Annotated in this window: 23 protein-coding genes; 13 read left to right on the top strand and 10 right to left on the bottom strand. The window is 70.4% G+C overall.

Going from position 1 to position 26162, the window contains the following annotated elements:
* Positions 1–689 precede the first annotated feature (689 nt).
* From ABFX55_RS42390 to ABFX55_RS42365, 6 genes are all read left to right on the top strand, one after another.
* Entirely contained in the window at positions 690–1700 is a 1011-nt protein-coding gene (locus ABFX55_RS42390) for a hydroxyacid dehydrogenase (protein WP_346131408.1), read from the top strand.
* Between the two features lie 34 nt (positions 1701–1734).
* Entirely contained in the window at positions 1735–2781 is a 1047-nt protein-coding gene (locus tag ABFX55_RS42385; RefSeq protein WP_346131407.1) for a LacI family DNA-binding transcriptional regulator, read from the top strand.
* 99 nt (positions 2782–2880) lie between these two features.
* On the top strand, positions 2881–4191 hold the full coding sequence (locus ABFX55_RS42380) for a M60 family metallopeptidase (RefSeq protein WP_346129162.1): 1311 nt from the start codon (positions 2881–2883) through the stop codon (positions 4189–4191).
* Positions 4192–4469: 278 nt separating this feature from the next.
* Complete coding sequence (locus ABFX55_RS42375; protein WP_346129160.1) at positions 4470–6746, top strand: polysaccharide lyase 8 family protein; 2277 nt, start codon at positions 4470–4472, stop codon at positions 6744–6746.
* Positions 6747–6748: 2 nt separating this feature from the next.
* Positions 6749–8455: a DUF2264 domain-containing protein gene (locus tag ABFX55_RS42370; RefSeq protein WP_346129158.1), complete on the top strand. Its 1707-nt coding sequence runs from the start codon at positions 6749–6751 to the stop codon at positions 8453–8455.
* Positions 8456–8585: 130 nt separating this feature from the next.
* Positions 8586–8945, top strand: coding sequence for a hypothetical protein (locus tag ABFX55_RS42365; RefSeq protein WP_346129156.1), 360 nt, complete (start codon positions 8586–8588; stop codon positions 8943–8945).
* Between the two features lie 234 nt (positions 8946–9179).
* Here ABFX55_RS42365 and ABFX55_RS42360 read toward each other — a convergent pair whose 3' ends face one another.
* Positions 9180–9740, bottom strand: coding sequence for a DNA-3-methyladenine glycosylase I (locus ABFX55_RS42360; RefSeq protein WP_346129155.1), 561 nt, complete (start codon positions 9738–9740; stop codon positions 9180–9182).
* Positions 9737–10867 carry a hypothetical protein gene (locus tag ABFX55_RS42355; RefSeq protein ID WP_346129153.1) on the bottom strand — a complete coding sequence of 377 codons (1131 nt, stop codon included), beginning with the start codon at positions 10865–10867 and terminating at the stop codon, positions 9737–9739. Before ABFX55_RS42355 ends, ABFX55_RS42360 begins: the two co-directional genes overlap by 4 nt.
* Before the next feature lie 28 nt (positions 10868–10895).
* Between ABFX55_RS42355 and ABFX55_RS42350 the strand changes: the two genes are divergently transcribed.
* On the top strand, positions 10896–11177 hold the full coding sequence (locus ABFX55_RS42350) for a hypothetical protein (RefSeq protein WP_346129151.1): 282 nt from the start codon (positions 10896–10898) through the stop codon (positions 11175–11177).
* Positions 11178–11662: 485 nt separating this feature from the next.
* Here ABFX55_RS42350 and ABFX55_RS42345 read toward each other — a convergent pair whose 3' ends face one another.
* From ABFX55_RS42345 to ABFX55_RS42325, 5 genes are all read right to left on the bottom strand, one after another.
* Positions 11663–12247 (bottom strand): LOG family protein, encoded by a 585-nt coding sequence (locus tag ABFX55_RS42345; protein WP_346129150.1) that lies wholly within the window; start codon positions 12245–12247, stop codon positions 11663–11665.
* Positions 12248–12258: 11 nt separating this feature from the next.
* The gene (locus tag ABFX55_RS42340) at positions 12259–13053 is read right to left on the bottom strand and encodes an LOG family protein (protein WP_346129148.1); all 795 of its coding nucleotides are present in this window, start codon (positions 13051–13053) and stop codon (positions 12259–12261) included.
* A gap of 429 nt (positions 13054–13482) precedes the next feature.
* On the bottom strand, positions 13483–14001 hold the full coding sequence (locus tag ABFX55_RS42335; RefSeq protein WP_346129147.1) for a GNAT family N-acetyltransferase: 519 nt from the start codon (positions 13999–14001) through the stop codon (positions 13483–13485).
* A gap of 475 nt (positions 14002–14476) precedes the next feature.
* A complete protein-coding gene (gene dapE / locus ABFX55_RS42330; protein ID WP_346129145.1) occupies positions 14477–15541 on the bottom strand; it encodes a succinyl-diaminopimelate desuccinylase in 1065 nt (354 codons plus the stop codon).
* A gap of 228 nt (positions 15542–15769) precedes the next feature.
* A complete protein-coding gene (locus ABFX55_RS42325; protein WP_346129143.1) occupies positions 15770–16603 on the bottom strand; it encodes a 2,3,4,5-tetrahydropyridine-2,6-dicarboxylate N-succinyltransferase in 834 nt (277 codons plus the stop codon).
* Positions 16604–16640: 37 nt separating this feature from the next.
* Between ABFX55_RS42325 and ABFX55_RS42320 the strand changes: the two genes are divergently transcribed.
* Complete coding sequence (locus tag ABFX55_RS42320) at positions 16641–17438, top strand: hypothetical protein (RefSeq protein WP_346129141.1); 798 nt, start codon at positions 16641–16643, stop codon at positions 17436–17438.
* A gap of 113 nt (positions 17439–17551) precedes the next feature.
* Here ABFX55_RS42320 and ABFX55_RS42315 read toward each other — a convergent pair whose 3' ends face one another.
* From ABFX55_RS42315 to fdxA, 3 genes are read right to left on the bottom strand one after another with little or no spacing between them, the layout of a single operon-like run.
* Positions 17552–18178 (bottom strand): DUF4178 domain-containing protein, encoded by a 627-nt coding sequence (locus ABFX55_RS42315; protein ID WP_346129139.1) that lies wholly within the window; start codon positions 18176–18178, stop codon positions 17552–17554.
* A gap of 11 nt (positions 18179–18189) precedes the next feature.
* The gene (dapC, locus tag ABFX55_RS42310; protein WP_346129138.1) at positions 18190–19260 is read right to left on the bottom strand and encodes a succinyldiaminopimelate transaminase; all 1071 of its coding nucleotides are present in this window, start codon (positions 19258–19260) and stop codon (positions 18190–18192) included.
* 3 nt (positions 19261–19263) lie between these two features.
* Positions 19264–19590 carry a ferredoxin gene (gene fdxA / locus ABFX55_RS42305; RefSeq protein WP_068901325.1) on the bottom strand — a complete coding sequence of 109 codons (327 nt, stop codon included), beginning with the start codon at positions 19588–19590 and terminating at the stop codon, positions 19264–19266.
* Between the two features lie 57 nt (positions 19591–19647).
* Between fdxA and ABFX55_RS50090 the strand changes: the two genes are divergently transcribed.
* The 5 genes from ABFX55_RS50090 to ABFX55_RS42285 all read left to right on the top strand — a co-directional run bounded on the left by ABFX55_RS50090 (position 19648) and on the right by ABFX55_RS42285 (position 26162).
* Positions 19648–19896 carry a putative acetyltransferase gene (locus ABFX55_RS50090; RefSeq protein ID WP_428834784.1) on the top strand — a complete coding sequence of 83 codons (249 nt, stop codon included), beginning with the start codon at positions 19648–19650 and terminating at the stop codon, positions 19894–19896.
* A 17-nt stretch (positions 19897–19913) separates the two neighbouring features.
* Entirely contained in the window at positions 19914–20960 is a 1047-nt protein-coding gene (locus tag ABFX55_RS42300) for an ABC transporter substrate-binding protein (protein ID WP_346129136.1), read from the top strand.
* Positions 20961–21067: 107 nt separating this feature from the next.
* Positions 21068–21823: a class I SAM-dependent methyltransferase gene (locus tag ABFX55_RS42295; protein WP_346129134.1), complete on the top strand. Its 756-nt coding sequence runs from the start codon at positions 21068–21070 to the stop codon at positions 21821–21823.
* A gap of 144 nt (positions 21824–21967) precedes the next feature.
* Complete coding sequence (locus tag ABFX55_RS42290; RefSeq protein ID WP_346129133.1) at positions 21968–24352, top strand: hypothetical protein; 2385 nt, start codon at positions 21968–21970, stop codon at positions 24350–24352.
* A gap of 4 nt (positions 24353–24356) precedes the next feature.
* Positions 24357–26162, top strand: a complete 1806-nt coding sequence (locus ABFX55_RS42285; protein WP_346129131.1) for a UvrD-helicase domain-containing protein — start codon at positions 24357–24359, stop codon at positions 26160–26162.

Below are 26162 nucleotides of genomic sequence, written 5' to 3'. Positions count from 1 at the left end.
AACCTGCGGGTTCTCGGACCTGGGGCCTGCGGGCCTGGGGCCTGCGGGCCCGGGGTCTTCGGGCCTGCGGGCACCGCGGGTTGTCGGCCCTGAGGAGTCTCGGGTCTCGCGGGTCCCCGGGTCCGGCGAGATCGGGTCTTGCGGATCTCGAGTCCGCGGGTTCTTGGCCTCCAGGGGTCTCGGGTCTCGCGGGTCCCCGGGACCGGCGAGATCGGGTCTTGCGGATCTCGAGTCCGCGAGTCTCGGCCCCCAGGGTTTCGGGGCCTCGCGGGTCCTCGGGACTGGCGAACTCGGACCCTGCGGGTTCTCGGGTTCGCGAATCTCGACCCCAGGGGTCTCGGGCCTCGCGGGTCCTCGGGTTCGCGAGTCTCGACCCCCCAGGGGTTTCGGGCCTCGCGGGTCCTGGAGTTCGCGAGTCTCGGCCCCCAGCGGTCGCGGGTCCTCGGGTCCGGCGAGCTCGGACCCTGCGGGTCTCGGGTTCGCGGGTCTCGGGGGTTCCGGCTCGCGGGTGGTCGTGGGAGCTCGGGGCCGAGGGGTCTCGGGTTCCGGGGTCCTCGGGTTCGCGGGGGTCCGGCGGGTCTCGGGTTCGCCGGGGTTCGGGGTGTGGTGAGGGCTCGATCCTCAGGGTCGAGCGGTTGGGGGTGGTCCGGTTGGTTCGGTTAGGACTCGGGGAGAGTGATGTGACGGTCATGGAGGTGCGGCTCAGACCGCGCACCGTCCTGGCGATGGCGCCGGGCGTGCGTGAGGAGGTCTTCGCCAAGGGCGCCCTCGACCGGCTCGCCGAGCTGGCCGACCTTCACGACGACGTCCTGCACGACCTGTCGTCAGGCTCTGCCCTTCCGGTGCTCGCCGAGGCGGAGGTGCTGGTCACCGGGTGGGGATGTCCGCCGCTCGGCGCCGAGCTGCTGGAACGGGCGCCCAAGCTGCGCTTCATCGCCCACGCGGCCGGCACCGTCAAGACCTTCCTCGACCCCGTGGTGCTGGAGGGCGGGGTCCGTGTCTCGAGCGCGGCCGACGCCAACGCCGTACCGGTGGCCGAGTTCACCTACGCGGCCATCGTCTTCGGCGCCAAGCGCGCCTTCACGATGGCGCACAGGTACAGGGAGCACGGCACCAAACGCGACTTCAGCGGCATCCCGTGGCTGGGAGCGCGCCGCATCACGGTCGGCGTGGTCGGATTCTCGCGGATCGGCCGCAGGGTGGTCGAGCTGCTGCGCGGGCTCGAGGCCGAGGTCCTGGTCTACGACCCCTATGCCGATCCTGCGCTGGTCGCCAGGCTCGGCGGGGTGCTGGTGGATCTCGACACGCTGGTGCGCCGCTCGCACGTGGTGAGCCTCCACGCGCCCAGCACTCCCGAGACCTACCGGCTGCTGGACCGGTCCCGGCTGGCCAAGCTCATGGACGGCGCGGTGGTGATCAACACCGCCAGGGGCACGCTCATCGACACCGAGGCCCTGCTGGAAGAGGTCACGAGCGGGCGGCTGGACGCGATACTTGATGTCAGCGACCCCGAGCCGCTGCCGTCGGGGCATCCGCTGTTCGGGCTGCCCAACGTCTTCCTCACCCCGCACCTGGCGGGGGCGCAGGGCAACGAGCTGGGCAGGCTGGCCGACTCGACGGTCGAGGAGGTGGCCAGGTACTGCGCGGGGCTGCCGCTGCTGCACGAGATCCAGCTCGACGCGCTCGATCGGATGGCATGATCTTCACACGGGTAAGGAGGAGCCGGTGACCGAGATGAGCTCGGCGACCATCGCCGACGTCGCCAAACGGGCCGGCGTCTCCAGCGCCACAGTCTCGAGGGTGATCAACCGCAACTACCCTGTCGCGACGTCCACGAGAGAGCGCGTCGAGGCGGCCATCACCGAGCTGGGCTACGTCGCCAACGCCCACGCCAGGGCGCTGGCGGGCTCCACCAACAGGACCGTCGGCATCATCATCAACGACGTGGTCGACCCGTTCTACGCCTACATCGCGAGGGGTGTGGAGCGCGAGGCGACCGTGCACGGCAGGCTGTGCATGGTGTGCTGCACGCAGGGCAGCCACGAGAAGGAGCTGGCTCTCATCGACCTGCTGCACGAGCAGCGCGCCGACGCCGTGATCCTGGTCGGCGGGGCGCACGAGGACCGCGCCTACGCCGCCGAGGTGGGACGCAGGGCCCGCGCGCTGCACACGGCCGGGTCCACGCTGGTGCTGTGCGGGCGTCCGTCGCTGGGCGACGACGTGCCGACCAAGGTCGTCGAGTACGACAACGAGGGCGGCGCCTTCGCGATCACCGACTACCTGATCACGCAGGGGCATCGCAGGATCCTGTTCCTCGGCGGTCCCCCCTCGCTGTCCACGACCATCGCCCGCCTGGCGGGGCACCGGCGGGCGCTGGAGATGCGAGGGCTCGCGCAGGCCAAGGAGCTGGTGCACACCGGCTCCTTCAACCGCAGGTTCGGCTACGACAAGGTCAGGGCGCTGCTGACCGAAGGGCTCGACTTCACCGCGATCTTCGCGGCCAACGACACCGTCGCCGCCGGTGTCATGCAGGCGCTGGAGCTGGCGGGCGTCTCGGTGCCCGAGGAGATCTCCGTCGTCGGCTACGACGACGTGCCGGTGGCGCAGGAGCTGCGCCCCCAGCTGACCACCGTGCGCATCCCGCTGGAGGAGATGGGACGGCAGGCCGTACGGCTGGCGCTGGGTGTGGCGGGCGAGAGCGACTACCTCGCCCCCGTGCAGACCACCACGCGGGTCGGCACGAGCATCGTCGTGCGCGGGTCTGTCGCGCCTCCACGATAGCAAACGCTTACTAAAGCACGCGCGCTGAGCAGCATAGAAAGACATAGAAAGATTCCCAGGCCCTTGACGCGCTATAGAAAGCGCTTTCATGCTGCCGTCATGACTCACACCCCCCTTTCGCGCCGCGGCTTCCTCGGCGCGGCCACCGCCGGTGCCGTCCTCCTCGGGGCGGGCCCCGCCCTCGCGGGCACCTCCACCCCCAGCGCCAGGCGGACCTTCGTCCTCAGGGCCAGGCCGAGCGCCGAGAGCGAGCGGCTGCGGCTCCAGCAGGCGCTGGGGACCACCAACTTCCACCCCACGGGGCTCCACCTGCCCGCCGCGACCTCGCTGACCGTCCAGGTCGACGCGCAGGACGGCCTGCTGCCCACCCTTCACGTCGGCGCCCCCGACACCCACGCCGACGTCATCTACAAGAACCCGCGCGCCTACCCCCTGACCTCAGGCGTCAACACCGTCACCGACCCCGGCGGCGGCATGGTCTACCTGTCGCTCATCGGCGACGGCCAGAAGGCCAAGGTCAAGTTCCTCGGCGGCGCGGTGCCCGTGCCGACCTTCGTGATGGGCGAGACCACCGAGTCCGACTTCCAGTCCCAGCTCGACACCCTGACCTCCGCGCCGCAGGTCGAGCTGCTGTCGCCGTACGGGATCGTCACAGTGACCAGGGACGGCATGCTCGCCTGGCGCGAGCAGGATCACGGCGGGCTGCTCACCGTGCTCGAGACGATCATCTCCTCGCACGCGGCGATCTCCGGGCTCACCGAGAGCGAGCGGAGCCCGCTGCCGTTCCACCTGGTGGAGGCTCCGCGCATGCCCACGGGCGCGGGCGCGTACGCCACGCACGGCTGGACCGCCTACCCGCGCACCTACCTCGATCGGCTCATCACCGTGGAGGGGCTGCGGACCAGGGGCTGGGGCGTCTACCACGAGCTCGGACACCAGCACCAGCAGATGGCCTACAAGCCCACCGACCTCACGGAGGTCACGGTCAACATCTACTCGCTGGCGGCGCAGCGGACCCTCGGTCAGCCCTCGAACCTGACCAAGCCCGACGCCAAGACAGGACTGACGCCGTACCAGAGCGCGCTCCCGAAGCTGCCCAGCGCGGGGTACGTGAAGGGGTTCGGCGCCTTCGAGAAGCTGGTGCCGTTCAGGCAGCTGGAGCTGGCGTTCGGCGATGACTTCTGGCCCCGCCTGCACCGGCTGGTCCGCGCGGAACGGCCCGCCTCCGACTGGACGGAGACGGACAAGAGGTGGGGGTACCTGGCCCTCTACACCTCACGTACGGCTGGGCGGGATCTGAGCGGGTTCTGGACGCGATGGGGCGCACCGGTGACGGCGGAGTACCTGGCCAAGGTGGCCGCCCTCGGCCTGCCCACGCCCGACGTCGACCCGAGCACGCTGGCCGAGTAGGAGCCGTCCCCATGACCACACCGACTCCGCGACCCCCTGCGCACCTCCCGCAACCGCCCGGGATCCCCTCCCCGTCCTTCTCCCAGACTGCTGAGCCTCGCGTCCTCGCCTCCGCCACCAGCCGGCGGGGGTTCCTCGGGATCGCGGGTGGTCTGGCGGCGTTCCTTCTCCCTCAGGAGGCGGCCGCGTCATCCACAGGCTCCGCGACCGGTGCCGGGTTTTCCACAGGCGCGGCCGGCCCGTCACCCGCCCTCGCCCCGATCGGCCAGACTGCGGGCGTGACCGAGTTCGCCACCCTCCGAGCCAAGGCCACCGCCCTCCTCTCCGGCGGCTCCTTCGACCCCACCGACCCCACGTTCGCCGCTCCCCTCGCCAAGCTCGACGCGGCCGCGTCAAGCCTGCGCGAGACCCTCGACCTGGCGCCCAACCGCGCCTTCCTCTGGCCTGACCTCCCTCTCAAGGGCGTCTCGGGCGACATCGCGAGCAGCCACCAGCGGCTGCGCACGCTCGCCACCGCATGGGCCACCCCGGGCTCGGCCCTCCACGGCGACGACGGCCTCGCGGGCGAGCTCCTCGCCGCCCTCGACTTCCTCTACGCCCGCGCCTACAACGAGACCAAACGCGAAGTGGGCAACTGGTGGCACTGGGAGATCGGCGCTCCGAGGGCCCTCATGGACACCTGCCTGCTGATGTACGACCTCATCAGCACCGAGCAGCGCACCGCGTGGATCAGAGCGGTCGACAGGTTCTGCCCCAACCCCGACCGCAGGACCAACCTCACGAACTTCGCCGAGACCGGAGCCAACAGGGCCGACAAGGCGCTGATCGTCGCCCTGCGCGGCATCGTCGGCGACGACGCGGCCAAGGTGGCGCTGGCCCGCGACGGGCTGTCCGACCTGCGCGACGGCGGGCGCAACACCCTCTTCGGCTACGTCACCTCCCGCGACGGCTTCTACGCCGACGGCTCCTTCATCCAGCACGACACCGTCGCCTACACCGGCTCCTACGGCGTCGTCCTGCTCCAGTCGGTCAGCGCCATGCTGGGCCTGCTCGGCGGGTCGAGCTGGGAGGTCACCGACCCCAAGAGGTCGGTGATCCTCGACGCGGTGGAGCGCACCTTCGCGCCGTGGATCCACGACGGCCTCATGATGGACAGCGTCAGAGGCAGGGCGGTGTCGCGCGGCGGCTCCCGCGACCACGACGCGGGGCGTGAGACCGTCGACGCGGTGCTCCAACTCGCCACCGGCGCGCCCGAGCCCTACGCGACCCGGTTCAAGGAGCTGGCCAAGGGTTGGGTGAGCAGGGGCAGGTTCTTCGAAGGGGCGGGCATCGCGGCGACCGCCAGGGCGAGGGCCGTGCTCGACGACTCCCGCCTCGCAGCCGCGGCGAGGCCGGTGGGCCATCACGTGTTCGCCGACATGGATCGCGTCGTGCACCGCCGTACGCACTGGTCCTTCGCCCTGAGCCTCGACTCCAAGCGCATCGCGGGATACGAGTGCGGCAACGGGGAGAACTACCGCGCCTGGTACCAGGGCGACGGCGTCACCTACCTCTACACCGACCTCGACCACTACAGCGCCGACTACTGGCCGACCGTCGACTCCTACCGGCTGCCCGGCACCACGGTCGACACGCGGCACCGCGATCCCGCGGTCTCCGTGAGTGGCACCGGCACCTTCCGCCCGAAGAACGCGTGGGCGGGCGGGGCCGTTCTCGGCGGGTACGGCGTGGCGGGGCTCGAACTCATGGCCATGGGCAGCACGCTCACGGCCAGGAAGAGCTGGATCTGCCTCGACGACGCCGTCGTCTGCCTGGGCGCGGGCATCACCAGCACCGACGCCCGCACGATCGAGACCATCGTCGAGAATCGCGGCACCACCGGCGCTCTGACCGTCGACGGCGTCCTCCAGCAGAGCGCCGAGAGCTCGTCCACCTCCTCGTGGGCTCACCTGGAAGGCGTCGGCGGCTACGTCTTCCCCGGTGGCGCGCCCCTGCGCACGCTGCGTGAGGTGCGCACCGACAGCTGGAAGGCGATCAACGACGGCGCCAGCACCAGCGGCTCGGGCGAGCCGGTTTCGCGGGAGTACGTCACGCTCTGGTTCGACCACGGCGCCAACCCCTCAGGCGCCACCTACGCCTACCTTCTGCTTCCCAACGCCACCGCCGAGCAGACCTCGGCCTACTCGGGTGTCGAGGTGCTCGCCAACACCGCCGAGGTTCAGGCCGTCCACGCGGGGCGGGGCGGCCAGGGGCACCGGCTGTTCGCCGCCACCTTCTGGGCGGCGGGCAGCGTCGGCGGGGTCAGCGCGAGCGCCCCCTGCGCCGTCCTCGTACGGCGGGCGGGCGACCGCGTCTCCGTGGCCGTCTCCGATCCGAGCCGCACGGTCGACAGCGTCACCCTCACCCTCGACCATCCCGCTCACGGCGTGGTGAGCACCGACGACACCGTCATCGTGCGACCTGGCAAGAACCCCGCGATCACCGTCAAACTGGCCGGATCGCGCGGCCACACCCACACGGCCGAGCTCACCATCGGCCGCCACCGAGAAGGCTAGGCATGACCCCTCCTTACCTGTCCCTGCCGCCCACCGATCGGCTGCTCTCGCCGCGCACCGGCTGGACACGCGCCCACTGGGAGACGCTGACCGACCATCTGCTCGACTCCGTCGTGCCGTACGCGTCGCCCGGGTTCGCCCAGTATCGGCTGCCGGGGCGAGCGAGCTGGTCAGGCGTGGCGCTCGACGGTCTGGAGGGGTTCGCCCGCACGTTCCTCGCCGCCGCGTTCCGCATCGCGGGCGCGCGCGGCCAGGTGCGCCCCGAGCTGATCGAGCGTTACGCCACCGGCCTGGCCAACGGCACCGATCCGTCCAGCGGCGAGGCCTGGCCCGAGCTGACCGACTGCTCGCAGCAGATGGTCGAGGCGGCCTCGATCGCGGTCGGCCTGCACGAGTCGAGGCCGTGGCTGTGGGATCAGCTTCCCTCCGAGGTGAGGGAGCGGGTGGTCGCGTGGCTGAGCGGCTTCGTCGGCAAGCGCACGTGGGACAACAACTGGATGCTGTTCCAGACCGTGAGCGAGGAGTTCGTGAAGTCGGTCGGCGGGCCGTACGAACAGCACGAGATCGACAGGGGTCTGGAGCGCATCGAGCAGTGGTACGTCGGCGACGGCTGGTACACCGACGGCGGCACCCGCAACTTCGACTACTACGGCGGCTGGGCCCTCCACCTGTATCCCCTGCTGTGGACCCGCATGTCGGGCGACGAGGAGCGCGCCACGCTCTACCGTGGCCGCCTGACCGAGTTCCTCACGACCTACCAGCACTTCTTCGGCTCCGACGGCGCTCCCGTCCACCAGGGCCGCTCGCTCTGCTACCGCTTCGCCTCGCTCTCTCCCGTCTGGATGGGCGCGCTCGCCGACGCCACCCCGCTCGCCCCCGGGCAGACGAGGAAGCTCGCCTCGTCCGTCGCCCGCCATTTCGCCGAGCGCGGCGTCCCCGACCGGCGCGGGCTGCTCTCCCTCGGCTGGTACGACACCTTCCTGCCGACCACGCAGGCGTATTCGGGGCCCGCCTCGCCGTACTGGGCGTCGAAGGGCCTGCTCGGCCTGCTGCTCCCACCCGAGCACCCGGTGTGGACGGCCGGCGAGCAGATGCTCCCCATCGACGAGAACGACCTCACCGTCGCCCTTCCCACCACCGGGCTGCTCCTTCACGGCACTCGCCACGACGGCATCGTCCGCCTGGTCAACCACGGCAGCGACCACGGCGCTCCACCCGACGATCCGCACTACGCCAAGCTCGCCTACTCCACCCGTACGGCCCCCGAGTCCGCCGAACACGCCTGGACCAGGAACGTCGACAACCACCTCGCCCTCGTCTCCCCCGACGGCGTCCCTTCCTCCCGAGGCATGATCCACCCACTGGAGTGCGCGGGCAGAACCGCCTCCTCATACACGGAGACTCCCGAAGGCACCCGCATCACGACGACCTCACTCGTCCGCGGCCCATGGGAGCTCCGCATCCACCAGATCACCCCCGCTCCCGCACCACACTCGGCCCCCCCAGCCAGTCACGACCACGCAACCACCGGACGCCGAGCCCCCCGCCGTGCCCCAGCCATCGGCCACCGGGCCCCACGTCCTTTCGGAGCCAACGGACGCCGAACCACACCCCTCCCCGCAACCGTCGGACGCCGAACCGCACGCTTCCTCGCCGTCGCCGGAGTTCCGCGGCTCCTCACCTTCGACCCGAACGAGCCCGCCCTCTGACGAAGCTGCCGGCTCCTCCCCTTCGGCGGGTCCCCACTCACCGCACGAGCCGGGCTCCCAAGGCACCTCCTCCTCCGCCCTCCCCCTGACGGCGCCGCCATCAGGCGAGACGGCCAACGAGGTCCTCGGCGTGACAGTGCGAGAGGGCGGCTACGCCGTCTCCGACATCACCCCACCCTCCGCGGTCACCGGACCTGGCTGGGCGCTGGCCCGCCGCACGGACGGCCTGACCTCGGCCATCATCGGCCTGTACGGCTGGCGACGAGCGAGCGTCTCCCGAGACGTGGAGTCGAACGCCTTCGGACCCCACTCGGCGGTGCCCTGCCTCCACGCCGACACCCCCGGTGTCCACGTCACGCTCGTCGTCCTGTCGGGCGACGCCGTCCACCCATCAGCCCTTCGCGACGCCATCACAGTCGAGGTCTCCGGGGAGTCCGTCACGATCACCTTCCCCGACGGCGACCACCACACCCAGCCACTCCCCACGTAGCCCGCGACCGGCGGGGCCCCGCTGGAATAGGGGACAAACGCCTACAGGCCAAGCCAGACAACCCACGAACCAAGCCAGGAGCAACGTCCATAGGCCAGGGCGGGCGGTCTGCGGACCAAGACAAAGGCAGAGGCCGCACATTAAGGCGGGCAGGCAGAGCCCGAAGGCGCGTGGCTGTGGCCGAAGGTGCGTGGCTGTGGCCGAAGTTGCGTGGCTGTGGCCGAAGGTGCGAAGTCAGTGGATGGCGAGGTTGCGGGTGACGCAGTCCGCGACGTGGTCGTTCACCAGGCCGATGGCCTGCATGAGCGCATAGGCCGTCGTCGGCCCGACGAAGCGGAAGCCGTACCCCTTCAGCTCCTTGGCGAGCGCCTTGGAACCAGGTGTGATCGCCGGAACGTCCGCCATCGACTTCGGTACGGGAGAGTCGGGATCCGCATGCCGCCAGACCAGATCGGAGAGCCCTCCTGGCACCTCCAGGGCGGCGCGAGCGTTGGCGATCGTCGCGTCGATCTTGGCTCGGTTACGGACGATGCCCTGATCGGCGAGGAGTCTGTCGACATCCTGCTCGGTGTAGGCCGCGACCTTCGCGATGGAGAAGCCGTCGAACGCCTTGCGGAAATTCTCGCGCTTGCGCAGGATCGTCAGCCAGGACAGCCCGGACTGGAACGCCTCCAGGCTCACGCGCTCGAACACCTTGTCATCCCCGTGAACAGGACGGCCCCACTCGTCGTCGTGGTAGGCGATGTAGAGCGGAGCGCTCATACCCGTCCACTCGCAACGGATCACCTCGTTCACGCGCGGCCGTCCCTGCTGCGGCCGATGGAGGCGGGCAGCTCACCCGCACCGTTGGAACCCTCGGCCCCGACCTCACGGGCCCTGACCTCGCCGCCCTCGTGACCAGCATCGTGGACACGATCCTCACCGTCGACGCCCGTGCCGTGGGCCTGAGCCGCGTCGCGGACCCTGGCCTCGTCGCCGTCGTCACCAGCGTCGTGGGCGGGAGCCCAGCCGTCGGCATGAGTCTCGCTGTCGACGCTCGCGTCGTGGGTATGAGCCGCGTCGCGGTCCCAAGCCTCGTCGCCGTCGTCACCAGCGTCGTGGGCGGGAGCTTCGGCATCCGCTCCGGCACCGTGGGCACGAGTTTCCGGGTGCTCGGCTGGGACATGAGGATCGACGACGCCGTTGGAGTCGGTGTGACCGTCCTCCGCAGAAGGGGCGGTTCTCCCCCAAGTCGGAGCAACCGTCCCGGAGTCAGCCGTTCCCTCTCGAGATCGGACGGCCTCTACCTCGGCCGAAGCCTCACGATCAGCGTCCATCGACGACTCGTCCAGCGTCACGGAAGAGACCGATGACTCGTCAGAAGTCGCGGCAGAAAAGGTGTCGGTTCGAGCCTGACCGTTCTGGCCAGGATCGACGGTTTCGTCGGCGGGGCCGTCGAAATCCTCGGGCGCGCTCTGCTGTTGGCCGGCCTCGGTGTCGTCTCCTGCGGGCTGGTGAACCACGCGCGCATAAGGTTGCGACGCGGGCGAGCCGTCCTCGGGAAGAGCCATGGTCGGCGCGTCGGGACGGTGCTCGGTGCGGGGAGTGACGCTCGAACCCGCGTACGCCTCCTGCCGCGCCTGCAACCTGCTGGCCAGCAGCTCCGACACCCGCTGCTCCAGGACCGCGATACGGGTGTCGCGGGCGCTGATCGCGTTGGCGGCACGGCGCAGCGTCTCGTCGACGCTCTGCGTGTGGTAGCCCACGAGGTTCACCGGCAGCTGCAGCGCCATGAAGTCAACCGCCGTCAGCTGCCCGGCCTCGGGCAGGTCGAGGGGCGGAACGTCAGGCGGGAACTCGGTCAGCTCACCGCCCCTGCCAAGGGAGACCACGACCACGCAGGCGAGGATCGCCAGCGCGGCGATGGCGAGTACGACCAGCACACTGGAATCGTACTCGTACGATCGAGACATGAGGCCTGTAGTGCTCACGCCAGGCGAGCGTGAACAACCCGCGTGGATCCCCGCCGACACCCTCCGCGAGGTGCGGGAGCGAGCCGCGGAAGGGGCCACGGTGCTGGTCAGGCTGCCTGCGCCGCTCGATGCCGCACTCGCCGCAGCCGCCGTGTACCGGCGTGCGGGGGCGGGCGTGTTCGTGACGGAACATGCCGATCAGGTCAGACTCGCCCTGGAGATGACAGATTGCCTGTCCGGTACCCGTCCCCCAGCCCTCACCCGCCGCGGCCTGGCCTGATTCCCCAACGCCCAGCCGCTGGCGAGGCTCCCCCTCACCGCCCTGATGGAACTGCGCCGCCTCCGCATCCTCGCCTGTCCCCGACACCCTGGCTGAGCACCCTCCTTGTGACCTCTATGACCCCGGGGGCGCACACCCTCCCCCAGACCCCGGGACCCCGGCCGCGCGCTCTCCTCCTGCCCCGAGGACCCCGGCCACGCACACCCCCTGACCCCAGGACCCCGGGAGCGTGCACCCTCCCCCTGACCCCGGGACCCCGACCGCGCACACCCTCCGCCTGACCCCGGGACCCCGACCGCGCACACCCTCCGCCTGACCCCGGGACCCCGACCGCGCACACCCTCCGCCTGATCCCAGGACCCCGGCCGCGCACACCCTCCGCCTGACGCCATAGCGTCGCCCGCCGTCCCCAGCTGATGTGTGTCTCCGTGCGCGGCTTCAGCGGCACAGGGTCCCGCCGCAGCGGACGGCGCTCGCGGAGCGGCTCAGGGGGTCGACTCGCCTAGTTCCTCCACACTCGGCTCCATGGGCTGTGCCGGGGACTCCAGCACCCCGAGCGCCTCCTCCACCGAACTCGTCCAGGCGATGGCGTCGAAGACGTTCGCCCGCGTGAACCCCTCGTCGTACATGTGCTCGACCAGCGACCGCAGCGGCGCGTACAGACCCCACGGGTCGAGGATCACCAGCGGCTTCGTGTGGATGGCGAGGACTCTGGCGGTCCAGATCTCGAAGAGCTCCTCGAGCGTCCCGATGCCCCCGGGGAGCACCAGGAACGCGTCGGAGCGGGCGTCCATGACGCCCTTGCGTTCGCGCATGTCGGCGGTGACGACCAGCTCGTCCGACTCGGTGTCGGCGACCTCGATGTCGACGAGCACCTGGGGGATGACGCCGACGGTGCGGCCGCCGGCGGCTCTGGCCGCCCTGGTCACCGCGCCCATGCAGGAGACCGTCGCCCCTCCGGTCACCAGGGTGTGACCCCTGCGCGCGATCTCGGTACCGACCTCGGCGGCGAGGTGCACGTACTTGGGGTCGATCTTCTGACTGGATGCACAGAAAACGCAGATGTTCACGGAACAGGAGTCTATTGAGGCTCTACCCGGTGGCTCTCCACCACCTCCTTCTCCTCCTTGCTGATGCCGGAGCGCAGCCGCTCGGACTCGATGATGATGCTGACCGCCTCCTCGACGTCGTCGGTGAGGTGGATCAGATCCAGGTCCTGCGCCGAGATCTTCCCCGAGGCCAGCAGCGTGTTCTTGATCCAGTCGATGAGGCCGCCCCAGTACTCGGTGCCCATCAGGACGACAGGGAAGGAGGTGACCTTCTGCGTCTGGACCAGGGTCAGCGCCTCGAACAGCTCGTCCAGCGTGCCGAAACCGCCGGGCAGGGTGATGAACCCGCAGGAGTACTTCACGAACATCGTCTTGCGGACGAAGAAGTAGCGGAACTCGATGCCGAGATCCACGTAGTCGTTCATGCGCTGCTCGAAGGGCAGCTCGATGCCGAGCCCGACGGAGATGCCGCCTGCCTCGGCCGCCCCCTTGTTGCCGGCCTCCATCGCGCCGGGGCCGCCGCCGGTGATCACGGCGTATCCGGCCTCGGCCAGGTGGCGTCCCAACGCGACGCCCATCTGGTAGTCCGGCGAGTCGTCGGGCGTACGGGCGGAGCCGAACACGGTGACGGCGGGAGGCAGCTCGGCCAGCTGGCCGAATCCCTCGACGAACTCGGCCTGGATGCGCAGCACCCGCCACGGGTCCATGTGGACCCAGTCGGCGGGGCCCTGCCGGTCGAGAAGGCGCTGGTCGTGGGTGGATTCGGGAACCAGGCGGCCGCGAACGACCGCTTGACCCTGACGACGTTCGGGACGTGTCCGTTTCATACGGATCACGCTAGCGCGCATCGCTAAAAAATCTTGAAAAAAGGAGGGAACCAGATTTCGAAGGTCCTGCGTCTAACTGCCGAGGGTGCTGCTCGGGACTGAAAGTGGCTTTCCCCGCCAAATGGCCGGCGAGGAAAGCCACTTTCATGTTGGAGGCCCTTCGTGCGCGGTCGCCAGACGCCCGGCGAGCTCACTTCGCCGATGAGCGCGGGGCCCCGCGACCACCCCACCAGAGAACCACAGACCTGACATCCTGCCGAGCCCCTCTTCTGGCGCACCGGGAGGCGAAGCGCCGCCGATTCCCTGGTGTGGACAGCTCGGCACGTCCACACCACTTCTCACCCGATGGCCCCGGAGAAGCGGGTGGCGCTCGCCAATCGGCGCAACCCACGAACGGGGGTCTCTATCGGCCCGACAGCCCGCTCGGGTTCACAGCTTCTTCCGCATGACCGTGCAGGGCCGCCCGTGCTGCCGGTCCTCGCGATGGCCGAGCACCTCGTACCCGAGGGTGGTCCAGAAGGCGAGACCCTGCGGATTGTTGTCGAGTACGGCAAGGCGGATCGCCGTCCTGCCGGCCGCCAGGAACCGCTCCTCGACGGCCCCCGCCAGCGCCCGCCCGTACCCGGAGCGGTGCACCCGCGCGTCGATCAGCAACAGCCCGATCCATGGGTCCGGGTCCGCCGGATCGGGATGGTGTGCCAGCGTGATCGCGATGCCCGCGAGCCGCCCATCCGCCTCCGTCCGGCCGAGCAGCACCTCGGTGTTCGGGTTCGCAAGTTCCTCGACGATCGGAGCCGCCACCTGCTCCGGCCGGATGCCGTGCGGGTCGGGGAAGTCTCCGCTGAGCGTGAAGAACTCCCAGTTGGCGGCGTAGAGCGCGGTGAGCTCGGTGAGCAGCGGCTCCGGTAGCACGCCGTCGGCGGGCGCGGCCAGCGGTTCGACGATCATGCGCGGCAGTTTACTCAGAGCTCATGAGGCCGAAATCAGCGGAGGCATCGTCCCGAACCGCCCGGCAAGGTCTCAGCGGGCATCGCCGCGGCGGGCCAGGGCGACCTGGACGTTGCCGCTCAGCGGAGCGGTCGAGTCGAGCACCACTTGAATCGAAGTTCGCGCGTCGGGCCTCCACCGCCGCCCAGGTCGGCTCGGCCGCCCACACCCCGACCTCGACTCGAAACCCCAGCCCGCGAACTGTGCGGCTCACGGCGTTGGAAAGGGTTGGAGACGGGGTCACCGCCGGTCTTGTGACCGATCCTGCCGTCCGGCCGCCCCGGTCGGATCATGTGGCTGGAGGCCGAGGCGGAGCCCGAAGACCGGGACAGGGCAGGTCCTGCCGTCCGGCCGCCCCGGTCGGATCATGTGACTGGAGGCCGAGGCGGAGCCCGAAGACCGGGACAGGGCAGGTCCTGCCGTCCGGTTGCCCTGGTCAGAGCGTGGGTGTGGTGAGCCAGTTCAGCATGCCGAGCTCGCTTTCCGCGATCTTCGTCAGCGACGCGTACTCACCCTGCTGGTGCGCCAGGTTCGGGTCGCCTGGGCCGTAGTTCACCGCAGGAATCCCCAGCGCCGAGAAGCGGGCCACGTCGGTCCAGCCGAGCTTGGCGCGGGGGATGCCGCCCACAGCGGCGACGAAGGCCGCGGCCACCGGATGCGTCAGGCCCGGCCGCGCGGCGGGCGCGCCGTCGGTGATGACGACCTCGAACCCGTCGAAGACCTCTCGGACGTGCTGCTCGGCCTGTTCGAGCGACAGGTCAGGAGCGAAGCGGTAGTTGACCATGACTCCGGCCTCGTCCGGGATCACGTTCCCCGCGACCCCGCCGCGCACCGCCACCGCGTTGAGCCCCTCGTGATACTCCAGGCCGTCGACCACGGGCCGCCTGGCCTCGTAGGCGTTGAGCCTGGCCAGCACCTCCCCGACGGCGTGGATGGCGTTGACGCCGAGCCATGACCTGGCGCTGTGGGCGCGCTTGCCCCTGGTGATGATGTCCGCGCGCAGCGTGCCCTGGCAGCCTCCCTCGATCACGCCGTCCGTGGGCTCCAAGAGTACGGCGAAGTCGGCGGCCAGCCAGTCCGAGTGGTCGCGGCTCACCCTGGTCAGGCCGTTGCGCTCGGCCTCGATCTCCTCGCAGTCGTAGAAGACGTAGGTGACGTCGCGGTTGGGTTCGGGGACGAGCGCCGCCAGCTTGAGCGCGACGGCGACGCCGGCCTTCATGTCGGACGTGCCGCAGCCGTAGAGGAGGTCGCCCTCGATCCTGCTGGGCAGGTTGCCCGCCACGGGGACGGTGTCGAGGTGACCGGCGATCACCACCCGCTCGGGTCGGCCGAGGAAGGTCCGCGCGACGACGGTCTCACCCGACCGGTCGACGGTGAGGTGCGGAAGCGCCCTGAGCGCCTGCTCCACCGTGTCGGCCAGGAACTTCTCGTCACCGCTGACCGATTCGATGTCCACGATGGCGGCGGTCAGCGCGCCCACGTCCTGCGTCAAGTCCAGCATGAGAGCCAACCCTAACCGGCCGCTACGGCAAGCCTTCAGGGCGGGAGTCGAAGGCATACGGACGAGCCGTGACCTGGAGACGGAGGTGGGCAGGCGATGCCGGGTCCACGGCTCCGCCGGAACGGCCGCTCCGCGAAGAGGACAGGCGGAACGACCGTGGCCGCGGCGCTCGACACCCTCGGGGGTCAGGCGTGGAGTGGCCGCGGCGCTCGACACCCCCTCGGACGGTCAGGCGTGGAGGCCGTGCTCGCGTAGCACCTCGTTCAGTGCCGCCTTGTCATGCCGTTGACCAGGTTCCAGCCGCTTCAGCACCAGCACGCACGGCAGCCCGAACGTCCCGCCGGGAAACTCCTTGGGGCGGGTGCCGCCGACCGCGACGCACCAGTCGGGGATGCGGCCGCGGCCGAGCTCCTCCCCCGTCTGCACGTCGATCACCGGCATGGACGCCGACAGGATCGTCCCCGCGCCCACTACCGCGCCGCGTCCGACCCTCGCGCCCTCGACCAGCATCGCCCTGCTGCCGATCAGCGCGTCGTCCTCCACCACGACGGGCACCGCGTTCGGCGGCTCGAGGACGCCGCCGATGCCCACCCCACCCGACAGGTGGACGTTCCTGCCGATCTGCGCGCACGAGCCGACGGTCGCCCAGGTGTCCACCATCGTCCCGCCGTCGACGAAGGCGCCGATGTTGGTGAAGGACGGCATGAGCACCACCCCCGGCGCCAGGTAGGAACCCCACCTGGCGATGGCGCCCGGCACCACCCTGACCCCGTCGAACGTCGTCTTCAGCGGCAGCCTGTCGTGGTGCTGGAAGTCACCCACCTGCGACCTGGCCATGCCGAGCACTTTGAAACTGAGCAGGATGGCCCGTTTGGCCCGCTCGTCGACCACGACCTCGCCGCTCTCCGCGACGGTGGCCACCCGCGCCTTGCCGGTGTCGAGCTGGTCGATCGCCGCCACCACGATTCCCCTGGCCTCGGAGTCGGAGGGGGACAATTGCGCACGGTTGGACCACAACTCGTCGACCGCCGCGGGGAGCGGGCTCAAATAGCTCTGGCTCATGGCCACGGAGCCTATCTGTCCGGGTAGGTTTTTCAGGGTGCGGCGAAGCTTCTCCCGAGCGGTCCTGACTATCGGGATCATCGTTCTCACGCTCGCGGTCGCCATCGCCGTGGGCGTCTATGTGTTGCTCAACAAAGCCGACCCACTCGTGGACGCCGAGGGCTGCGTGGTGAAGACGCCGAAGGGCGAGCTCGATCTCGATATCGAGCAGGCGAGGATCGCCGCCACGATCGCCGCGGTGGGAGAGCGCAGAAGGTTGCCCGAACAGGCCATCGTGATCGCCTACGCCACCGCCATCCAGGAGTCGAAGATGTACAACGTCTCCTACGGCGACCGCGACTCGCTCGGGGTGTTCCAGCAGCGGCCTTCGCAGGGCTGGGGCAAGAAGAAGCAGATCATGGATCCGGTCTACTCGGCCAACCGGTTCTTCGCCGCGCTGGTGAAGGTGAAGAACTACCAGAAGCTGCCGGTCGCCGAGGCGGCGCAGGCCGTCCAGCGGTCGGCCGCCGGATACGCGTACGGCCCGCACGAGAACAACGCGCGCATCCTCGCGGCGGCGTTCACGGGCAGGGTGCCGCGCGCCGTCCACTGCACCTTTCCGCTGAAGGAGACGCCCGCTGCGGCGCGCGCGGAGGAGGCGCAGCGCGACCTGACCCGCGCGCTCGGCGCCGTCAGCGTGCCGAGCACCAGGCGGGGGTGGCTGATCGCGACGTGGTCGGTCGCACACGCCCAGCAGTACGGCCTGCGCCGCGTGGCGTTCGACGGCATCACCTGGTCGGCGGAGGGCTGGAAGAACGGCGGCAAGGCCGGCTCCACACGCGTCGAGCTGTCATAACGAGACGCCCGCCGCGAACCGTCACAGGACGACGGAGAGGGCGAGACGCGCGTCGAGCTGTCGCAGGGCGACCCCCGCGACGAACTGTCACGGCACGACGGAGAGGGCGAGGGTCAGGCGGCGCGGCTGACGATGGTGATCGAGCCAGGCGGCAGCGGCTGGGCGTAGCTGGCTGTCCAGCGCTCGCCCTGGACCCGCTCGAAGGAGAGCAGCCTGCCGTCGGCGGCCCGGTAGTCGGCGAAGTCGAGCAGCCCGCGCTCGGGCCGTCCCGTCTCGCCCTCCGACCTGAACGCGGCCGTGCCGCGCTCGATCGGGAAGAACTCCACGCCCTCCATGATCAGCATGCTCTTGGCCGGGATCATGCCCTGGGTCGGGACGATGGTCCAGAGCAGGACCTCGAGGTGCGGAGGGTCGGTGGAGACCAGGCCCTGCCGTACCTCCACCGAGAGCCACACGGGACGGCGCGAGCCGTCGTCGAGCATGTACTCGATCCACTGGCGACCCTGCCACGACATGTGCAGCGCGCCGGTGACACCGGCGCGCCTGCCGTGGGTCTCGATGTTGTCCCCCACCTGGATGGTGCGGGGGTCGTCGTAGTCGGAGCCGATCGCGCCGCCGTGCGAGGGAAGCGTGGAGACCGAGGCCGCGGGCGGACGGCCCTTGCGCATGGTCGCGTAGATGCCGCCCAGCAGGAGCACGACCGTGGCGATGCTGAGTCCGATGACGACCATGGAGGTCATGCCGCGGGATCCTACTGGAGGCGGCGCACCGCCGCACCGATGCGTTCGTCGGTGGCCGTCACAGCGATCCGAATATGGCTACGACCTGCGAATCCGTAGAACTCGCCCGGTGCGACCAAAATCCCGATTTCGGAAAGGCGTCGTACCTGATCCCAGCAGTCGCCGCCGTCGGAGGCCCACAGGTACAGGCCCGCCGTCGAGTGGTCGATGCGCCAGCCCGCCTTCTCCAGCGCGGGACGCAGCACCTCGCGCCGCGCCGCGTAGAGCTCGCGCTGCGCGTCGGCGTGGGCGTCGTCGCCGAGGGCGACGGTCATCGCCGCCTGCACCGGCTGAGGCATGATCATTCCGGCGTGCTTGCGGATCTCGAGCAGCCTCGCGACCAGCGCGAGGTCACCCGCGACGAACCCCGCCCTGTATCCGGCCAGGTTCGAGCGCTTGGACAGCGAGTGCACCGCGAGCAGCCCCTCGTGGGAGCCGCCGCAGACGTCGGGGTGCAGGATCGAGATCGGCTCTTCCTCCCAGCCGAGCTCGATGTAGCACTCGTCGGAGGCCACGATCGCGCCGCGCTCGCGCGCCCAGGAGACGACCTTGCGCAGGTGGTCGGCGGGCAGCACCTTGCCCGTGGGATTGGAGGGCGAGTTGACCCAGACGAGGTCGACCCGCGCGGGGCCGAGCGTGAGCAGCCCGTCAGCGGCCACCGTCTCGGCTCCGGCCATGCGCGCGCCGACGTCGTAGGTGGGATAGGCGAGCTCGGGGAAGACCACCTGCTTGGCGCCGAGCAGCGTCGGCAGCCAGGCCACGAACTCCTTCGACCCGATCAGCGGCAGCACCGCCCGCTCGTCGACGGTGACGCCGTGCCTGCGGCGCAGCCATCCAGCCGCCGAGGCGCGCAGTTCGGCGGTGCCGTACGTCAGCGGATAGCCGGGGCTGTCGGCAGCCCCGGCCAGCGCCTCCTGCACGATCCGCGGCACGGGATCGACGGGGGTGCCGACCGACAGGTCGACGATGCCGTCAGGATGCGCCTGGGCGCGCTCCTTGTACGGCACCAGCCGGTCCCATGGAAAGTCCGGCAGATTGTGCACCTGTCAGTGCTCCTCGGCCTGCGGCGGCAGAGCGGCGACGACCGGGTGGTCCTTCTCGATCTTGCCGACCTTCGAGGCGCCACCGGGCGAGCCCAGGTCCTCGAAGAAGTCCACGTTGGCCTTGTAGAAGTCCTTCCACTGCTCGGGAAGGTCGTCTTCGTAGAAGATCGCCTCTACAGGGCATACGGGCTCGCACGCGCCGCAGTCCACGCACTCGTCGGGGTGGATGTAAAGCATGCGCTCGCCCTCGTAGATGCAATCGACGGGGCACTCCTCGATGCACGCCTTGTCAAGGACGTCCACGCAAGGCTGCGCGATGACGTACGTCACGTCGAGCTCCTTCATAGACCGCGGTTTTCTACGCCCTAGTATTGCCGGGTCAGCCAAGTGTCGGAAACGGAGGGTGGCAAACTCGTGGCCGCTCGCCTTGAGATCGCCATCACAACCTCGGACATAGGGGCACGCGTCACCACCCGTAGAAGGGTGCCAGGCGGCTTCAGTGACGCGGTAGGCGTGCTCGAATCGTGGGACGGCGGCACCCTCACGGTGCGCAAACGCGACGGCAGTCTCGTGGAGATCTCCGAGGAGCATTTGGTGGCCGCGAAAGTCGTGCCTCCTCGACCTGGGCGAACGTAACCGCGAGTATCTGTAGCGTGACCGTACGCACCTGTGCCGCCATCGCCGCCGTTCTTGTCAGCGCGGGATGCGCCGCTTCGACCACGGAGGAAAAGCCGCTCGCTCCCGTCAACGCGAAGGCCGCCTCCATGCAAGCCGGTTTCACGAGCATGGACAGGCTCGCGGAGGCCGCGAAGAAGGAGGGCGAGCTCAACGTCATCGCCCTGCCCCGCGACTGGGTCAACTACGGCGAGATCATCGACACCTTCGCCGACAAGTACGACATCAAGGTCCACCAGCTCGAACCCGGTGCCAGCAGCCGCCGTCAGATGGAGGCCGCCGCGCAGCTCAAGCCTGACGTCTTCGACCTCAGCCTCGAGGTGGCCGTGGCCAACGCGCCGCGCTTCGCGCCCTACAAGGTCCAGGGCTGGCACGACCTGCCGGACCACGTGAAGGACAGGAGCGGCGCCTGGTACGCGGGCTACGGCGGCTACATGTCGCTCGGCTACGACTCGGCCAAGGTCAAGGCCCCTGCCTCCTTCGCCGACCTGCTGAAGCCCGGCTACACCGTGGCCCTGCCAGGAGACCCGCGCCAGACCGCCGCCGCGTTCAACGGCATCATGGCCGCCTCCCTGCAGAACGGCGTGCCCAGGGTGCAGCGAGGCGTGGAGCTGTTCACCAAGCTCAAGAAGGAGGGCAAGCTCGCCGAGCCCCCCGCGGCCAACGTCGTCGTCGACTGGGACTACCTCAACGCCGAGCGCGCCGCCGAGCCCGACACGTCGTGGAAGGTGACGATCCCCAAGGACTCGCCGCTGGGCGCGTACTACGTGCAGGCGATCAACAAGGACGCCCCGCACCCTGCGGCGGCCAGGCTGTGGCAGGAGTTCCTCTTCTCCGACGAGGGCCAGAACCTCTACCTCAAGGGCTACGCCAGGCCCGCGCGCGGCGAGGCGATGCTCATGAAGGGCACGTTCGACACCGAGACCGCGGCTCGCCTGCCTGCGCCTCCCGGGCCTCCGGTGCTGCTCACGATCCCGCAGACGGACGCGGCGAAGACGTACGTCAACAAGCACTGGGCCGGGTGAGACAAGTGTGCCCGGTGTGACTGATATGTCGTAGAGACATTCAGCCCCTAGAGTTGTTGTCCCACTACGGGGGGAGCTGATCGGTCTTGCGATACGACACACCGAGCATGACGCGGTGGAACGCTCGCGCCTATGACAGCAGCTTCGGCTATGTCTCGCCGCAGGGCGCTCCCCTTGTCGACCTGCTGGATCCGCAGCCGGGCGAGCACGTGCTCGACCTCGGCTGCGGCACCGGCGTGCTGACCGCCGAGATCGCCGCCAGGGGGGCGCGCGTCCTCGGCATCGACGGCTCGACCGCGATGATCGAGAAGGCGCTCGCCCAGTACCCAGGCATCGACTTCATCGTCGGCGACGGCCACGACTTCAGCGTCGTCCAGGCCTATGACGCCGTCTTCTCCAACGCCGCGCTCCACTGGATGAGCCGCGACCCCCGCACCGTCATCGCCAACGTCCGCGAGGCCCTGCGGCCCGGCGGCCGCTTCGTGGCCGAGATGGGCGGGGCGGGCAACTGCGCGGAGCTGACCGCCGCGCTCTCCACCGCATGGCGCGAGTACGGCCTGCGCGAGCCCGAACTGCCCTGGTACTTCCCGACGCCGGCCGAGCACTCCAGGCTGCTGGAGGAGGAGGGCTTCGTCGTCAGGCTGCTGGAGAACTTCGACAGGCCCACGCCCCTCGACGAGTGCCCAGGAGGGGCGGCCGACTGGGTGCGCATGTACGCGGGATCCCTGCTCGAAGGGCTGCCCGCCGACCTGGCGGACGCCCTTCTGCGACGGGTCAACGAGCTCGCCGCCCCCGCGCTCCGCAGGGAGACCGGGTGGATGGCTGACTACGTGCGGCTACGCTTCGCCGCCGTCCGGCGCTGATGCGTACTCCATGATGCACAGGGCTGTTTTGCGCGGCTATGGTCTGTTCCGTGGCGGCAAGAGTATGGCTGCGCCGCGACCGCGGCGTGAGGGGCTGGTGAACGGAACAGGATGAACTTCTGCCTGAGCGACCTCGTACCACCCTTGAGGTGGAGCGACGCGGCCGCGATCACACTGCTCCATGGTCAGCCGCATCTGCCGGAGGCCTGGTGGCGGAGCCTGCCCGTGCCACGGGTGCTGGCCGCCATCGGGCCTGAGTCCCTGGGCGAGCTGCTGACCGAGATCGCGCTGGAGCACTGGCCGGCGGCTGCCGTGGGCGACGTGCTGCCCGCGTTGCACGTGCTGGACCCCGACGAGGCGGACGAGCCGCACGTCGCGATCGCCCTCGACAGGGCGGGGTCGTGGCCGGGGCTGCTGGCGCTGAGCAGCCGCGAGCTGATGGACCAGCCGTTCGTGAGGGCCCGTCCGGTGCTCAACACCCTCTTCGGGGCCGTTTTCGTACGGTTGGCGCCCGGCGCTCCCATCGAGGAGCGTCGCGCCGAGACGCCGCCCGCGGCCGACGCGGTGGCCGAGCAGGCGGACGTCCTCGTGGCGGAGCCCGTCGTCCAGCCGCACGCGGCCGACGCCCCTGAGCCCGCACCGATCGAGGAGCCGGAGCCGATCGAGGAGCCCGAACCGGTCGCGGAGCCCGAACCGGTCGCGGAGCCCGCGCCGGTGGCGGAGCCCGCGCCGGTGGCGGAGCCCGCGCCGATCGAGGAGCCGGAACCGGTCGCCGAGCCCGAACCGGTGGCGGAGCCCGAACCGGTCGTCAGCCACGAGCCGGTGGCGGGGGCCCACCCCGTCGAGCACGAGGCCCCCTACCGCGGCCTTTTCGAGACGCCTGCCGAGAGCGCGCCCATCGAGCACGAGCCCGTTGTCGAGCGGGAGCCGGTCGTCGAGGAGCGGGCCCCGGTGTCGCAGGGGTGGGACGCCTTCCAGTCCCTCCCGCCCGCGCACCGGGAGGCCGAGGAGCACGAGGAGCCGGGCGCCTTCGAACCGCAGGGCGATCTCCACACAGGACCCGACGCGGAGGAGCGCGAGGAAGCGGCAGCGCACGCGGCCGAACCCGCGCACACGGCCGAGGCCGAGCACGAGCACGCGGACGAACCCGAGCGGGCGGACGAGCACCACCACGAGCAGGCGGACGAGCACCTGCACGCGGACGAGCACCAGCAGGAGCATGAGTACGCGGTGGCGGCAGGCCACGCGGACGAGGCACGCCACGCGGAGGCGGCAGCCTACGAGGACGAGCGCGAGAACGAACTCGAGACCCCCGCGCCGTCCTTCGCGGCGGACGTCGCCCAGGAGCCGGTGGCGGCGCAGGCCGCGTCGGACGAGCCTGACCTGCACGCGCTCATCGAGTCCTCCTTCGCGGGGCTCGACGACAAGACCTGGGCCGTGGCGCAGAACCGCGTCTTCACCGACACCCCCTCGGCCGTCGAGCAGCTGGCCAAGCTGTTCGCCGTGTCCAAGGAGGAGATCGTCTCCGTCGAGGCCGCGCTGCGCCAGCGGTTGCAACGCTGGCTGGCGGCGGAGGAGACGGCGCCCTACCGGGCCCACCTGGAGGAGCTGCGCGCGCGGCTGGGCGGGGATCCGCCGAAGGAGCTGCTGATCGGCGCCGCCGCATGGCACGGCAAGGAGATCCGCGCCCTCGACGTGCCCGCCTGGCAGTTCGTGCACGCCACGATGGCGGCGCTGGTCCGCGTCCCCGACCTCGCGCCACCCCCATCGGCGCCGACCCCGTCGGGACCGCCTCCTTCGGCTCCACCGCCCCCGCCGCAGCCGCTCTTCCAGGCGGCGCCGCCGGCGCAGGAGCCGCCCTTCCAGGCACCCTCTCCTAGCCACGAGCCGCTTTTCCAGGCGCCCCCTCCGGGTCAGGAGCCGCCTTTCCAGGCGCCTCCGAACCAGCCGCCCTTCCATGCTCCGCTGCAGCCGCCCGCGCCGGAGCCCGCCGACGCCAACGGCAAGCCGTACCAGGGCTTCAAGGACGTCTCGCTCACCAAGCGCTGCTTCCGCCAGCCCGACGGCCGCTGGTGGCTGCGGATCGACATGACCGCCGAGCAGCTGGCCACCGGGGAGTGCGCGTTGCCCAGCGGGTTCGCCGCCTACCTCGGCCTGACCCCCGGCTCGAGCTGGACGGTCAGGAGCGCGGCAGGAGAGCTGATGATGAGCTGGCACGGCAGGCCCTCCATCAGCCAGATGGGCAGGCTGCTCGCCGACGTCGGCGCGAGGGAGGGCGGTCACCTGTTCATCACGCTGTCCAAGGAAGGCGTGCTGCGGGCCAAACACCTGCCGGTCGCCACGCCAGGCGCCAGTAAGATCTCCAAGGCGCTGCGACTGGCCGACTACACCGGCCTGAGCAGCGCCATCGAACACGCCGCCAGAATCATCGCCATAAGGATTGGCATGTCGGGCAACGTCAGTCTCGAGGACTTGAAGACCAGGCTCCGTGAACGCGGGGACCGCGACCTGTTCGAACTGTTGGACTGAGCCCGTGCCGCGGCTCGCGATCGCCCCTGACTTCCCCAGGGAACTCAGCGCTCTGGCCCCGCCTGCGCGCGGGGAGGTCATGGCCGCGCTGCCCGCCCTTCTGTCGCACGTCCCCGCCCCCGAGGGGGTGGGGACGCTGCGGATGGCCGAGGGCCACCTGGCCGTCGTCGTACGGCAGGGCGAGGTCTCGTGGCTGCTCACCCTGCTGCCCGACGCCGAGGCCGAGGCCTACGCCAGGCGGCACGCCTTCAGCGTCAACCCGGTCATCGGGGTGGTCGAGCAGTGGGACGCCGAGGCGCTGGGCAGGGTCGAGCACGCCCTGCGCCGTTCGGCGGGCCAGGCGAGGCTGTTCGAGCCGGTCAGCGACACCGACCTGCTGAGCCTCGGCATCGACCTCGCGCTGCTGCCACTGATCAGGCTGATCGGCAACGAGGCTGACGTCGAGGCGCTCGAGGCGCTGCTGCCGCCCACGCAGTACCTCCCGCTCTCGGTGATGGCCAGGGGCGGCTCGCTGCCCGAGGCGTGGAAGGAGCTCGACTCCCGCCGCACCTCGTGGGACCCTCCCGAGCCGATCGACACCTCCGACCTGTACGCGGCGCTGCTCCGAAGCCCCGACAGGGCGGTGTTCGCCGCCACGGACGACGAGCTGGACCGCATCGTCACCGCGCCGGACTGGTGCGTCTTCCTGCACCCTCCGCAGCACAGGCTGGCACGCGCCGACCACTACGAGCACCCGGTGCTCGTCACGGGCGGCGCCGGCACCGGCAAGACCCTCATCGCCCTGCACAGGGCCGCCCACCTGGCCGAGCACGGCAACGGGCCCGTCCTGCTGGTGACCTTCTCGCAGAGCCTGGCCACCGAGCTGTCGGCGAAGCTCGACCTCCTCATCGAGAACCAGGCCGTCCGCAAGCGCATCGACGTCTGCAACGTCGACAGGCTGGCGATCAGGATCGTGGCCGACGTGGAGGGGCGGCAGCCCACCCTGGTCGGCGCAGGGGCCCGCTCGCTGACCGAGCTGACCGACGAGGCGCTGCGGCTGCTCACCAGGGCCACAGGTGACCTGCTCGACGACGTGCTGAGCTTCGGTGAGCCCGGGCGCAAGCCGTACAGGCACATCGTGGTGGACGAGGCCCAGGACGTCAGCCCCGCGCAGTGGCGGCTGCTGCGCGCGGCGGTGCCTCGCGCGCCCGACGACCTGTTCGTGGTCGGCGACCCGCACCAGCGCATCACCGACCACCGCATCGCCCTGGGCGCGGTCGGCATCCATGCCGTCCAGCACGGCCTGAGCATCTCCTACAGGCTGCCGCACGAGCTGCTCTCCTTCGGGGTGCGGCTGCGCGGCGGCGGCCCGACGCTCGGCCTGGTCAAGGGGGTGCAGGAGCTGCGCGGCTTCCGCAGCACGCGCCACGGCGAGCGGCCGACGGTCAGGGCCTACGACACGCCGGAGGCCGAGCTGGCCGGACTGGTGAACACCATCGAGTCGTGGCGGGAGGAGGGCGTGCCCACCACGGAGATCGCCGTGGCCGCGCGTACGACACGCCTGGTCAAGGCGGCCAAGGAGGCGTTGCGCCGCGCCAGGCAGGAGGTGCGGGTGACCACCCTGCACGGCCTGAAGGGCCTGGAGTTCGAGAACGTCGCGCTCGTCGGGATCGCCGAGGGCGTGGTGCCCGAGCCGCTACCCTCTGACCCCGGTGACAGGGCGCGGGTGCTACAACGTGAGCGCGGGCTGCTCTACGTTGCCTGTACGCGGGCCAGGTCCGTGCTCTACGTTTCCCATTCCGGAAGAGGTAGCCCTTTTCTGTCGTCCTAA

Origin of the sequence: Nonomuraea roseola, from assembly GCF_039535395.1 — a bacterium.
In the GTDB taxonomy this organism is placed as follows: Bacteria; Actinomycetota; Actinomycetes; order Streptosporangiales; family Streptosporangiaceae; genus Nonomuraea; species Nonomuraea roseola.
Note: the sequence above shows the minus strand (reverse complement) of the source record. Positions and strands in the feature narration are given on the sequence as shown.

Coding starts and splice junctions, on each gene's coding strand:
- ABFX55_RS42315 (WP_346129139.1), bottom strand. CDS start 18,178: ATGACCTCCATGGTCGTCATCGGACTCAGCATCGCCACGGTCGTGCTC.
- ABFX55_RS42380 (WP_346129162.1), top strand. CDS start 2,881: ATGACTCACACCCCCCTTTCGCGCCGCGGCTTCCTCGGCGCGGCCACC.
- ABFX55_RS42385 (WP_346131407.1), top strand. CDS start 1,735: ATGAGCTCGGCGACCATCGCCGACGTCGCCAAACGGGCCGGCGTCTCC.
- ABFX55_RS42335 (WP_346129147.1), bottom strand. CDS start 14,001: ATGATCGTCGAACCGCTGGCCGCGCCCGCCGACGGCGTGCTACCGGAG.
- ABFX55_RS42390 (WP_346131408.1), top strand. CDS start 690: ATGGAGGTGCGGCTCAGACCGCGCACCGTCCTGGCGATGGCGCCGGGC.
- ABFX55_RS42325 (WP_346129143.1), bottom strand. CDS start 16,603: ATGAGCCAGAGCTATTTGAGCCCGCTCCCCGCGGCGGTCGACGAGTTG.
- ABFX55_RS42350 (WP_346129151.1), top strand. CDS start 10,896: ATGAGGCCTGTAGTGCTCACGCCAGGCGAGCGTGAACAACCCGCGTGG.
- ABFX55_RS42340 (WP_346129148.1), bottom strand. CDS start 13,053: ATGAAACGGACACGTCCCGAACGTCGTCAGGGTCAAGCGGTCGTTCGC.
- dapE (WP_346129145.1), bottom strand. CDS start 15,541: ATGCTGGACTTGACGCAGGACGTGGGCGCGCTGACCGCCGCCATCGTG.
- ABFX55_RS42370 (WP_346129158.1), top strand. CDS start 6,749: ATGACCCCTCCTTACCTGTCCCTGCCGCCCACCGATCGGCTGCTCTCG.
- ABFX55_RS42295 (WP_346129134.1), top strand. CDS start 21,068: ATGACGCGGTGGAACGCTCGCGCCTATGACAGCAGCTTCGGCTATGTC.